We start from the raw sequence: 12077 nt of genomic DNA on the forward strand, positions 1-12077 counted from the left end.
ACGTTTTGCGCAGGTCGCTTCGCTCCCATTTTTGCGCAAAACGCGCACAAGGTAAGCTGCCCCTGCCGGCGGCGTTATGCAGTGATGAAGCCAGATAGATGAGCTACGAAAAAGAAATTTTTAAAGCAAATAACCTAGTGGCAGACTCAAAACATGCCGAAGCCTTGCCTATCTATGAAAAGTGGGCAAAAAAAGGCAGTAACGATTGTGCTCGATATTTAGGGTGGATGTACTTATACGGGCTGGGTTGTGATAAGAGCACGGAAAACGCTCAAGAGATGTTTTCTATAGGATCACTTGCTGGTGATAAAGAGTCTAAATTTGGTCTGGCAAAGGTATACATCGAACTAAAAGACTATAGCGCTGCATATAAGCTTCTTTCTGAATTATCTAGAGAATTTTACCCTCCATCTGATTACTGGCTTGGTTGGTTTTATGAAAACGGATATCACGTAAATCAAGATATCATGGAGGCAATGAGCTTTTATTCTCGAGCTTCCAGTGCTGGTCACATATATGCTTGCCAACGAGAATGTTATTTAATGTTGAGAGGTGTGCGAGGTATGCTTTGTCGATTCTACGCAATTATAAAACGCTTTCGTTTGCTTCTTATCGCATTTAGTGTGGCAAGTCGAGCACCCCTTACTGACCCAAGGTTGTTAAAGTAATATGCATAACAAGCCGCAGCAGTCGCTCCCGCTGGTCGCTGGGACAGCCAAAGCTCCGCACCTTTTTAGCATGGCTTCGCCATTGTATGCCAAAAAGGCACTCCACTTTGTCTGCCCCTGTGCGGGGCGTTAGCAATAAGTACTACTCCAATAATGTAGAAATGAGTGAAGAAAATTACAAAATTGAAAAAGCACATTGCAATCAATGCCTTCATGAAACAAGGCATTTTGTTGTTGCATTAAGAGATCACTCTGGTAGTGCTCCCGCTAATGAACATGATCCTTATTGTGAGTACGAGGTAAGCTGGAGAACCGTGTACAAAATGCTTGAATGCTGCGGTTGTGAAAATGTTAGTTTGGAAAAGAAATTCTATTTCTCAGAATATGATGAAATAGAAGAGGAATACTATCCTCCAAAAGTGTCAAGACAAACGCCAAAATGGCTAGACCAACTTCCAGAAGAATGGTATGAACTCTTAAAAGAAATCTATGTTGCATTACATGCGAATAGTCGAAGATTGGCAATAATGGGAACTAGAACACTGCTCGATCTTTACATGAATGAGCAAGTGGGTGATGTAGGTGGCTTCGCTAAGAAGCTCCAAGTTTTAGAAGATTCTGGGCAAATTAGTAAACCCAATAAATCTACTCTTGAAGCAGCTCTAGAAGTCGGTCATGCGGCCTCCCATCGGGGGCACAAAGCAAAAACATCTGAGGTTAACCAAGTTATAGATATTGCAGAGAATTTACTGCAGGGCTACTTGTTAACCAGTGGTGCCGAGAGTCTCCGTGCGAGCGCGCCACCTCGAGCCTGAAATTGCTAACAAAGCGCTGCAGGCCGACGGCCAACTTTGTGCACTTTATGCGCGGTCGCTGCGCTCCCATTATCGCGCATAAAGCGCCCAAAATTGTCCGCGGCTGAGCGCGGCGTTAACAGTCAATGAGTATTTCCATGATTGAACGAGTAGCTGGAATTTATAAAGGAAGAAATAAATCTTCTACATACAAAGATCTCGTTTTCTCCGTAGCTACTTCACCAAATACAGATGTCGGTACGAAAGAGCAAACACGGCAAGCTCTTGGGGTAATATCGGAAAACTTGAAAGAGCTTGGTTCAAGTAAGGAAAACATCCTTTCGGCTCAAGTGTTCATTGCAAGAATGAATGAAAAATCGCAAATGGATGAAGCGTGGTGTTCTTGGGTTGGTGATAATCAAGCCAACTGGCCACAGCGAGCATGTTTAGGGGTGGAGCTAGAAGGTGACGTGCTCGTAGAAGTTACTGTGGTAGCGGTTAGGCCCCAAGACTGTTAACAAGGCCGGGCAATTCGCTCCAGGCCTTCGGCCCTCCGCGGGACAGCTTACCTTGTGCACGTCTTGCGCAGGTCGCTGCGCTCCCATTTTTGCGCAAAACGCGCACAAGGTAAGCTGCCCCTGCCGGCGGCGTTAACCAAATTTATGCAAGTAGTAGACTTTTTACTGGAATTTATAAAAGATAATTATGAAGTAATTATCGCAACATCTGCTCTCGCGATGACGCTGTGGCAATTTCGAGTGCAGCGCTGGCATAACCGAGTATCGGTTATGCCATATTTGATTCGTGCAGAGAGTACAGATTTTGATGATGGTAATGCATCTCTCAAAGTAGAAATAAAGAATAATGGCCTTGGCCCAGCATTCATCGATGAGTTTAAAGTTTTTTATAAAGGGGAGGAAATGGAAGCGGAAGAGGCTTTAGAAAAGGCTCTTGGCTCATACATACAGAATTGCCAATATGGAACAATGGGTAGTAAATCGGCGTTGGCCCAAAATGAGTCAAAGGTGATTTTACACGTTCGATTCAAGGCAAAATCAAAGGATGAAATTGTCCCAGTTAAAGATCTTCTCAGTGATCTTGATCTAAGAATCGTGTATAGCTCTGCATACAAGGCAACGAATGAGCTTAGTACCCTGGCCAATGGTTAACAAAGCAATGCAGCCGACGTCTTACTTTGTGCACTTTTTGCACGGTCGCTGCGCTCCCATTTTCGTGCAAAAAGCACACAAAGTAAGCCGCGGCTGATCGCGGCGTTAAGCGGCAGTAAGAGTCAAGATGATAAGGCAAGCTGAAAAATCGGATGCAGCTAAGATTGCTGAAATCTATAACTACTACGTGTTGAATACATGCATCACGTTTGAAGCGGAACCGGTAACAGAAGAGGAAATGACCCTTCGTATATTGGAGTGCCAAGAGAATGGTCTGCCGTGGCTTGTCGCGGAGTATGAAGGTGAAGTTGTCGGTTACTCTTACGCAAGTAAGTGGAAGGGCCGTTGTGCTTATCGGCATTCTGTTGAAGCTACGGTATATCTAGATCGCACTGCTGTATCTAAAGGGTGGGGGTCAAAACTGTATTCAGATCTATTTTCAAAATTAGCTAAAAGTGGCGTGCATGCGGTAATCTCGGGTATCGCATTACCAAATGATGCCAGTGTTTCATTGCATGAAAAATTTGGAATGGAGAAAGTAGCTCATTTTAAAGAGGTCGGGCGTAAGTTTGATAATTGGGTGGACGTTGGCTACTGGCAGTGCCTGGTCCGCGCTTAACAAGGTGCTGCAGCTGACGTCTTACTTTATGCACGTTTCGCGCAGTCGCTACGCTCCTATTTTCGCGCAAAACGCGCACAAAGTAAGCCGCCGCTGAGCACGGCGTTATACCTAGCGAAGAAAGAATCACCATCGAATGAAAGATGTTGGCGTGAAATATGAGGTTCTGAGGATTGCCGAAAATGAAATAGAGGTGAAAATCGATGTTTCTTACAATTTTTCGGTTGCCTTTCAGAAAACGTGGTATGAATTTAGATTTACCAATGAAGCATTTGGGCACTTCCAAGAATGTTTAGAAAAGGGCATAGAATCTACCCACGGTACATCCTCTATCTGGGAAGCTAATACAATTTTTATAAAAAAGCAGAATCACCCAAATAATTATCGAAACGTGCGCTTCTATAGAAGATTTTTTATACTCGGTTTTAACATTGTGCCAGCTGTGTTGTCTCAAGATATTGTCAGAGGCATCGTGGCAGCAAAGGTATAACAATCAGCGGCAGAGCGACAGCCAACACTACGCACCTTTTGTGTTACTCGCTGGCGCTCAAACATTAACACAAAATGTGCTCCGCGCTGGCTGCGCCTGCGCTGGGCGTTATGTTTCGGTTGCAATATGGTCTGGTTCGGCTGGAATTTAAAGAGAACAGAATCTAAATACCCATGTGTAAACTGCGGATACTGGGTTGAGATAACCATGAATAAGTGTCCCAACTGTGGGCATGATTTTTCAGCTGATGATCTCACTGAAATGATACGGGTGTATGAGAAAAATAAGAATGAAAATAGGTTTTCGCTTGTTGTGCCATTTATAATGGTCGCAGCCATAATTCTTGCGGCTTACTTTATTGCTCGGTGGTAAAAAACATAACAAGCAGCGGCAGAGCGACAGCCAACGCTACGCACCTTTTGTGTTACTCGCTGGCGCTCAAACATTAACACAAAATGCGCTCCGCGCTGGCTGCGCCTGCGCTGGGCGTTAAGTGATCATTATGAGAAAGAGCCCGTTGGCTTTAATTTTCGCCACTTTTTCGGTGATCGCCGTAGAAGATCCAAGGATACCGTTCGGTGATTACTCGGATCAGAAAAACGTTGAAATCCAAGAGCGTGTCAATAACCTAGCAGGCTCAAAGAAAAAGTGCTTCGATAAATACCTTGATGATTATCAGGTGCGAGTCTATCGCTTCTGTGAAGCTAGCGATTTAGGCAGTTCAGCTGTTGGAGGCTGTGAGCATATTGCTGGTATGGCTTGGCACACTGCTGTTATTGAAGTTGCACTAGAGTCCTGTGCCAGTGACACTTAACAAACGCAAGCAGAATGCTCCGGCCCTTCGGGCCTCCGCGGGACGCCCAACGCTATGCACCTTTTGTGCGGGTCGCTGCGCTCCCAGTTTCGCACAAAAGGCGCATAGCATTGGTCGCCCCTGTTGCGGGCGTTAAGAGCAAAGCCATGTATCAAGCATTTAGTGAAATGCCGACACTGCTAAAATTTTTAACCGCGCATGCACTTGTTTGTATTTACCTACTGTTAGCAGTATTTGTTCCGGGTATTCCCATAAGTTTTAATGGGGTTGCTATGGGCACAGCAGAACTCTGGGAGTCTGGATTGGCTATCTCAACAGCCTTAGTAGGTCTACTGATGCCTGTTAGTGCGGTGCTATTCTTATGGCGTTGGAAGTACTCAAGGCAGACCTATTCTGTATTGTTGGCTGCTGTTATGATAATTCCATTCGCTTTAATGCGGCAGGTTCCGTCTATTATCTTTGGTGCTTGTCTTACAGCGGTGATTCTTGGTTATCTCTTCTTTAATAGTGGAGTCCGCGCGTACTTCCGCTCTTAACAAGCAGCGGCAGAGCGACAGCCAACGCTACGCGCATTTTGTGTTACTCGCTGGCGCTCAAACATTAACACAAAATGCGCTCCACGTTGGCTGCGCCTGCGCTGGGCGTTATGGATCGTATACACCATGGGTAGTAAGTTGCCTCCGAATCAGTTGGAGCTATACAAGAGAATTGACGAAATTCTTTTCTATAAATGGGATCCGATTGGTATTTCTAATAGTGATTGGGCCAGAGATGAGTATCAATCATACTTGCCTAGGGTATTTAAAATGGCAATTGAAAATGAATCAGCTAACAAAATAGCCAATTATTTGAGTAAAATTTCAACTGAGTATATGGGGTTGCCTGAAGCTAAAAAGCATGATTTGGCTATTGCCAGGCTAATACTTGAGGTGAAAAATTCCGTTGGTCTGAATTAGTGTGAGGCAAGTAATCCATAACAATCGCAGGCAGTTTGTTCCGGCCCTTCGGGCCTCCACGGGACGGCCAACGCTATGCACTTTTTGTGCGGGTCGCTGCGCTCCCAGTTTCGCACAAAAAGTGCATAGCGTTGGCCGCCCCTGCTGCGGGCGTTATGGTTGAGGAGTCAGAGTACAGTGAAAAATTTATGCATACTAATTTTTCTAAATACATTTTCGTGCTCTGTGTTTTCGGGAACTCTTTACTCTTTCGATGAGGCTAAAGTAAGAGAAAGAGCGCTACAACATATCCATCGCAAGTATTCAGAGTTCGTTGATATTGAGCTTACGTCAAAGCCGTTACAGCCAGTATTCGATAAAAAAGGCCATATGTTTGTAAGCGCCATTTTTTCATATAAAGCTACAAATGAACTTGGCGTTCTTTATGTTTGTGCAAAAGTCGACGAAAATGGCGAGCTAGTAAATATAGAAAAAGAGATCCCGGGTCGCCGTTCATTGAAAAACTTTGTGTTGCCTAAGTACCCAGGCTGCTGGGGAAAACCATAACAATCGCAAGCAGAGGGACGCCCAACGCTATGCACATTTTGTGCTGGTCGCTGCGATCCCTTTTTAGCACAAAATATGCATAGCATTGGTCGCCCCTGTTGCGGGCGTTATGTGAGCACAAGGAATGAGCTATGAGCGTAAATCTGAAAGAGATTGATGGGGTAAAAATTCAGCCAAAGCATTTAGCCTCATGTCACTGTGGCTCTGTAAAAATTGAACTGGATCTACCTGATGGCCTTTTAGATCTTCGGCGTTGTGATTGTTCTTTGTGCCGCAGGAGAGGTGCAATCGCCGCATCAGTATCGCTAGATGGTATCAATGTCTTAGAGGGGCAGGAGCATTTAAAGCTCTATCAATTCAATACCAATACAGCGAAACACTATTTCTGCGGAAACTGCGGAATTTATACACATCACCAGAGACGCTCTAATCCAACTCAATACGGTTTCAACGTAGCGTGTCTCGAGGGTATAAATCCTCTAAAAATTGGCCGTGTTCCAACATACGATGGGGTAAACCACCCGGCGGACCGAGGGTAATCCACATAACAATCAGCGGCAGAGCGACAGCCAACGCTACGCACCTTTTGTGTTACTCGCTGTCGCTCAAACATTAACACAAAAGATGCTCCGCGCTGGCTGCGCCTGCGCTGGGCGTTAAAGCTACAACACACAAGGAGAGAAAGTGTGAGTATCAAGGAAAATGAAAGAGTTATCGATGAGGCAGTGCTGGCTGACATTGATGCAGATTTTGCTAAGTGGGCTGAATTTTTGAATGCAGGAATTGGTATTCTTTCATTCTCTTTCGCGCTTTCATGTTTGGGAACAGATCATCCAGGAATAACTGCATTTGTTTCACTGATTTTTCTGCTGATGTTTTCACTGTATGGTAATAGTCGTTTTCCTAAAAAATTAAGAGAGCTAAGAAAGGCAAAACTACCAGAGCTGGACTCACTAACCTTAGACGGCATAGAAAACAGGTATTTTGGCCTGCGGGCTACATTCAAGCGTTTCTATATTTACCTATTTGGCTGGGGCGCGCTCGCAGTAGTTGGGTGCTACGGCGTGCTTTCCAGCTCCGGCCCGCTTTAACAAAGCAATGCAGCCGACGTCTTACTTTGTGCACTTTTTGCACGGTCGCTGCGCTCCCATTATCGTGCAAAAAACACACAAAGTAAGCCGCGGCTGATTGCGGCGTTAGCGCTACGGGACTATGAAGAAGATTATTTTCAGGTTTTTGTTTTTCTCGTCTTTAGCAATTGCGGAGGATAGCATCTGCTATGGAACCACCTCCAATGGAAGGCTAGAGAATGGGGTTCAACTGCCTTCATCAGGAGAAAATTTTGAGGGATATAGCTTAGTTGCGAAATTAGCTGGGAGAACTTATGTTCACTCCCATGTAAGTGAAATAATTTTAGCTGCATACAAAATCCTTGAAGATACAAATCCTGAGAAAGTATTCAAATATGCTGAGATGGGATTTGAAGAAGGCGGGCAATTTAAGCCGCACAAAACTCACAGAAACGGTCTGTCTGCAGATTTTATGGTGCCCGTAACTGATAAATCTGGGGCTTCAGTCCACTTACCGACTAGTCCAGTTAACAAATTTGGCTACAATATCGAGTTTGACAATTTCGGTGTTTACAAAGATTTCACGATAGATTATGAGGCGATGGCCGCTCATATAGTTGCGCTACACAAAGAGTCGGTAGCTCGAGGTTTTGATTTGTGGCGTGTAATTTTTGATCCCAAGTTACAGCCTAAACTTCTCGAAACAACACACGGTGAATATCTGTCTAAGAACATTCAGTTTTCAAAAAAGCGTTCATGGGTCCGGCATGACGAGCATTACCACGTTGATTTCGCAATTCCGTGCAAGTGACGGCGCTAACAATGCAATGCAGCCGACGTCTTACTTTATGCACTTTTTGCACGGTCGCTGCGCTCCCATTTTCGTGCAAAAAGCACACAAAGTAAGCCGCGGCTGATTGCGGCGTTATGCGTTTCCAAGCTAAGGACTAAAATTTCAATTATGGATAAGCGGAAAGATCGGCAAGTAAACTACAGAGAGCCATATAGAAGGGGACTAGAAACGGGAAATTCATACATAATGTATAAGATTCATAGAGCCTCTGTAGCAATAGTAATTGTTCTCCCATTTATGGCACTGTGGCAGCTATACAAGCAGTTAAACACCCATGGAAATTTCGGTGAAATCCACCCAGCATATTGGTTTACCATGGCTACTGCACTTGCTGCTGCCACCTTGGGTTGTCTGCTTTCTAGATATGCAAAGAAAGCAATAACCGCAAGAAAGCAGTGGATCTCTGCTTTTACATTTCTAGGAGTGGTTGTTATTGGATTTTCGGGGTTTGCGTTCATCGGTGGACTTCGATAATTCGCATAACAATCAGCGGCAGAGCGACAGCCAACGCTACGCACCTTTTGTGTTACTCGCTGGCGCTCAAACATTAACACAAAAGGAGCTCCGCGCTGGCTGCGCCTGCGCTGGGCGTTAATGGTTAGTACAAATGATCGAGAAGAAAATCAGTTCCCTTGAAGAATTGACCAACGAGGTCAATGAGCTAAATAAGCTAATTCAATCTAGTAAAGGTCACGAGTATCAAGTACTAGCTACACTACTATTTAGGGGGCAAAGTAACGCTGAGTGGAATCTAGATACCACTCTAGAGCGATACACGGATAAAAAATTTTCAGTTTTTACCTACGATGGTGTTCTAGAATCTATTTATCCGGCAACAGCATCACTTACAGGAAAAGAATGGCCAGTAGATTTTCGCGGTTTCAATCAGTCGAACGATTTCTTTTCCTCGCCGCCAAATTATTCATTCATGGTGTATGCACGTCATCATGGATTCCCTACACCACTTCTTGATTGGTCTCAATCTTTGTATGTCGCGTTGTTTTTCGCTTTTCAGAATGCAGACCCTCAAAAGGATGTCGCGATATTTTCATACATAGAGTATTTGGGCGGCGGCAAGGCCGGTTGGGTAGGTGCGCCACAGATCAGCGCAATAGGCCCATATGTTGCCAGTCATAAAAGACATTTTATTCAGCAAGGGCAATATACAGTTTGTGTAAAACATGATAAATCCAACAATTGGATTTATTGCCCACATTCAGAGGTTCTAGCAACGTCAAATGATTCTACTAGTGACATTTTGTATAAGTTTATAATGCCTGGCGAAATTAAAAATGAAATTCTCCAGAGGCTTAACGAAATGAATATTAACGCATATAGTCTATATGCAAGTGAAGAGGGCCTAATGGAATCTCTTGCGTTCAAGGAGCTCGTGCTCCGAAACCATTAACAAACGCAGGCAGTATGCTCCGGCCCTTCGGGCCTCCGCGGGACGTCTTACCTTATGCGCATTTTGCGCGGGTCGCTACGCTCCCATCATCGCGCAAAATGCGCACAAGGTAAGCCGCCCCTGCTGCGGGCGTTATGTTGCCAATACGTGATGAGTAGCAATTCGCATGCGATTTTTAATGTTAAGTCTTCCGATATTGTTGGTCACAGCATGTGCACATGATCTACATAGAAACTTCCAATCTCATATAAGTAGCGGAGTTGGAGAGAGCATTGACGGCCCTCGCAACTGGGCAAGAAAAGACCGATTTTTGAGAGCTATAGAGCTGCCAGGAGGAAACATTGAAAATGAGTATATGTTTCGAGGCAGCTGTAGATACTTTTATGAGTATGAGCCATCCTCTCGGGTGATTGTTGGGTGGCGTTATGAAGGCAAGAACGCTGATTGTGCTATTGCTCCATAGCTCCGCCTACAACATAACAATCAGCGGCAGAGCGACAGCCAACGCTACGCACCTTTTGTGTTACTCGCTGTCGCTCAAACATTAACACAAAAGGAGCTCCGCGCTGGCTGCGCCTGCGTTGGGCGTTATGCATCCTCAGGAATTCCGAGAGTATGGTAGAAGTAAAAGTTTCGGAAGATATTGTGAGCCATGTTGAAGGTCTCATTTCTTCTGGAGAAGAGGTTGTTCAAGTAATTGAAGTTCGTCATCTTGAAGGTGAAGAAGAGCAGTATGATGATGAGTTGATAGATTCGATAGTCCAAGAATTTTCTGTGAATCTAAAGAGGCTGGCGTCTGCGCTCGATGAAAAATATGGTGAGCATAAATTTTCATTAGATTTAGATGTTCTGGATGATGAAATCGATGAGGATGAAGAGAGCGAGGATGAATTTTATGTCCCATGTTCTTATGTTTCCGCTGTTTGGGAGTGTGAAGATTATATTTTGTACTTAGCCGTATCCCAAGAAGATAGAGAGTATCCAATCACCCTTGTGGTAGGGGTCGAGCACTAAAAATGCATAACAAACAGCGGCAGAGCGACAGCCAACGCTACGCACCTTTTGTGTTACTCGCTGGCGCTCAAACATTAACACAAAATCTGCTCCGCGCTGGCTGCGCCTGCGCTGGGCGTTATGTGTCTTCAGTCCGGGGTTATCGTTGCTCGACTTGAAGTGAATATTTAGATGGCGAGTACCAAATTGATTGAGTTCTATATTTCCCAAATGACAGCGCTTATCTTGGAGAAGCATGTAAAAATTTCGTATCTCCTAAAGTCCCAAATAGCTTCGGCGCCAGTAAAAGCTGATATGTGGCGCTTGCGCTGTGAGAAGGAAGAGTTATTGAGTCTTCATAAAAAATTAAGTGAAGCCTTTGAAATTGATGAACAAGTAAATTCAAGTATTAAGCCTCTAGTTCTTGAGGAGTTGGCCAAAATTGGCAGAAAATACACATAACAAACGCAAGCAGAATGCTCCGAGCCTTCGGCCCTCCGCGGGACGCCCAACGCTATGCACATTTTGTGCGGGTCGCTACGCTCCCAACTTCGCACAAAATGTGCATAGCGTTGGCCGCCCCTGTTGCGGGCGTTAAATGTAATGAGCATTGAAGATCAAAGCGTAATAGATGTAATCGGAGTCACTAGTTACGGAACTGTTGTTCTCACCATTTCTAATCACTTGGAGTGGTGTGAGAGCAGCCTGTTTTTATTGCAAGAAAAAATAAATAGGTATCTGGCATTCATTGAATCGGGAGAAATCTATAGCGCGTACCCTAATGCAAAGGGAAAAAATGTGGAAATCACAGTTGTTTGCAAGCATAAGCCGAGTTCTGAAGCTCTTCAGTTTCTAGAGCAATGTACAAGAATAATTAATGCTGCGGGCTTCGGGTTTCGTCATGAGGTCCACATTTAACAAAGCCAGGCAGAATGCTCCGGGCCTTCGGCCCTCCGCGGGACAGTTTACCTTGTGCACGTTTTGCGCAGGTCGCTACGCTCCCATTTTTGCGCAAAACGCGCACAAGGTAAGCTGCCCCTGCTGGCGGCGTTAGGCAAAGGAACCTGCCAATGAGAGAAAATGGAAATAATCTTTTAGTTTTGGGCGCTATTTTTTGTGGAGTAGTTGCAGCGGTCCATATAGGTTGCGCAATTTTTGGCGGAGATTGGTATCGAGTACTCGGAGCTGGTGAGCAATTGGCAGAAATGTCAGAGCAAGGCCATTGGTATCCTCCAGTCATAACACTAGTGATTGCATCAATTTTTATTGTTTGGTCACTTTATGCGTTGTCTGGCGCGAGGAAAATATTGCGGCTACCGTTCTTACGGACAGTGTTGTGCATAATTTCGGCAATTTTTATATTCAGAGCGTTGGCTTTTTTTATAATAATGCCTTTATTTCCGGGAAATAGCCTAGCTTTCTGGATTGTAAGTTCCGCTATCTGCTTCGGCATCGGAGCGCTTTACGCAATAGGTCTGGTTCGTGCCTGGCCGCACCTTAGTGCCAAAAGTGCCTAACAAACAGCGGCAGAGCGACAGCCAACACTACGCGCCTTTTGTGTTACTCGCTGTCGCTCAAACATTAACACAAAAGACGCTCCGTGTTGGCTGCGCCTGCGCTGGGCGTTATGCATCAGAAAGTTCACGAACATGACAGAGTCAGATTGGGAAATATTTAAAGAGATTCGAGAGAAGGCA

Annotated in this window: 19 protein-coding genes; all 19 read left to right on the top strand. The window is 44.8% G+C overall.

Going from position 1 to position 12077, the window contains the following annotated elements; all coding sequences use genetic code 11:
- Positions 1-98: 98 nt before the first annotated feature.
- Positions 99-668: a hypothetical protein gene (locus tag Q1A74_RS18245; protein WP_299599692.1), complete on the top strand. Its 570-nt coding sequence runs from the start codon at positions 99-101 to the stop codon at positions 666-668.
- A 161-nt stretch (positions 669-829) separates the two neighbouring features.
- Positions 830-1483 carry a DUF4145 domain-containing protein gene (locus Q1A74_RS18250; protein ID WP_299599694.1) on the top strand — a complete coding sequence of 218 codons (654 nt, stop codon included), beginning with the start codon at positions 830-832 and terminating at the stop codon, positions 1481-1483.
- A 137-nt stretch (positions 1484-1620) separates the two neighbouring features.
- Complete coding sequence (locus tag Q1A74_RS18255; protein WP_299599696.1) at positions 1621-1980, top strand: Rid family hydrolase; 360 nt, start codon at positions 1621-1623, stop codon at positions 1978-1980.
- 144 nt (positions 1981-2124) lie between these two features.
- The gene (locus Q1A74_RS18260; RefSeq protein ID WP_299599697.1) at positions 2125-2631 is read left to right on the top strand and encodes a hypothetical protein; all 507 of its coding nucleotides are present in this window, start codon (positions 2125-2127) and stop codon (positions 2629-2631) included.
- Between the two features lie 127 nt (positions 2632-2758).
- Positions 2759-3250, top strand: a complete 492-nt coding sequence (locus tag Q1A74_RS18265; RefSeq protein ID WP_299599698.1) for an arsinothricin resistance N-acetyltransferase ArsN1 family B — start codon at positions 2759-2761, stop codon at positions 3248-3250.
- A gap of 136 nt (positions 3251-3386) precedes the next feature.
- Positions 3387-3740, top strand: a complete 354-nt coding sequence (locus tag Q1A74_RS18270; protein WP_299599699.1) for a hypothetical protein — start codon at positions 3387-3389, stop codon at positions 3738-3740.
- Between the two features lie 502 nt (positions 3741-4242).
- Entirely contained in the window at positions 4243-4554 is a 312-nt protein-coding gene (locus Q1A74_RS18275; RefSeq protein ID WP_299599700.1) for a hypothetical protein, read from the top strand.
- A 146-nt stretch (positions 4555-4700) separates the two neighbouring features.
- Positions 4701-5090, top strand: coding sequence for a hypothetical protein (locus Q1A74_RS18280; protein ID WP_299599701.1), 390 nt, complete (start codon positions 4701-4703; stop codon positions 5088-5090).
- Positions 5091-5216: 126 nt separating this feature from the next.
- On the top strand, positions 5217-5510 hold the full coding sequence (locus Q1A74_RS18285; protein ID WP_299599702.1) for a hypothetical protein: 294 nt from the start codon (positions 5217-5219) through the stop codon (positions 5508-5510).
- 177 nt (positions 5511-5687) lie between these two features.
- A complete protein-coding gene (locus Q1A74_RS18290) occupies positions 5688-6056 on the top strand; it encodes a hypothetical protein (RefSeq protein WP_299599703.1) in 369 nt (122 codons plus the stop codon).
- A gap of 131 nt (positions 6057-6187) precedes the next feature.
- Positions 6188-6595: a GFA family protein gene (locus Q1A74_RS18295; protein WP_299599704.1), complete on the top strand. Its 408-nt coding sequence runs from the start codon at positions 6188-6190 to the stop codon at positions 6593-6595.
- A gap of 147 nt (positions 6596-6742) precedes the next feature.
- On the top strand, positions 6743-7147 hold the full coding sequence (locus Q1A74_RS18300; protein ID WP_299599705.1) for a hypothetical protein: 405 nt from the start codon (positions 6743-6745) through the stop codon (positions 7145-7147).
- 121 nt (positions 7148-7268) lie between these two features.
- Positions 7269-7937: a penicillin-insensitive murein endopeptidase gene (locus Q1A74_RS18305; protein ID WP_299599706.1), complete on the top strand. Its 669-nt coding sequence runs from the start codon at positions 7269-7271 to the stop codon at positions 7935-7937.
- A gap of 228 nt (positions 7938-8165) precedes the next feature.
- On the top strand, positions 8166-8453 hold the full coding sequence (locus Q1A74_RS18310; protein WP_299599707.1) for a hypothetical protein: 288 nt from the start codon (positions 8166-8168) through the stop codon (positions 8451-8453).
- A 133-nt stretch (positions 8454-8586) separates the two neighbouring features.
- The gene (locus tag Q1A74_RS18315) at positions 8587-9387 is read left to right on the top strand and encodes an FRG domain-containing protein (protein WP_299599708.1); all 801 of its coding nucleotides are present in this window, start codon (positions 8587-8589) and stop codon (positions 9385-9387) included.
- A 615-nt stretch (positions 9388-10002) separates the two neighbouring features.
- Positions 10003-10401 (top strand): hypothetical protein, encoded by a 399-nt coding sequence (locus Q1A74_RS18320; RefSeq protein ID WP_299599709.1) that lies wholly within the window; start codon positions 10003-10005, stop codon positions 10399-10401.
- 171 nt (positions 10402-10572) lie between these two features.
- Positions 10573-10842, top strand: a complete 270-nt coding sequence (locus Q1A74_RS18325; protein ID WP_248220173.1) for a hypothetical protein — start codon at positions 10573-10575, stop codon at positions 10840-10842.
- Between the two features lie 141 nt (positions 10843-10983).
- Entirely contained in the window at positions 10984-11298 is a 315-nt protein-coding gene (locus Q1A74_RS18480) for a DUF6572 domain-containing protein (protein ID WP_367275437.1), read from the top strand.
- Positions 11299-11450: 152 nt separating this feature from the next.
- Positions 11451-11897 carry a hypothetical protein gene (locus Q1A74_RS18330; RefSeq protein WP_138237321.1) on the top strand — a complete coding sequence of 149 codons (447 nt, stop codon included), beginning with the start codon at positions 11451-11453 and terminating at the stop codon, positions 11895-11897.
- Positions 11898-12077: the final 180 nt, after the last annotated feature.

Source organism: uncultured Microbulbifer sp. (assembly GCF_947504145.1).
In the GTDB taxonomy this organism is placed as follows: domain Bacteria; phylum Pseudomonadota; class Gammaproteobacteria; order Pseudomonadales; family Cellvibrionaceae; genus Microbulbifer.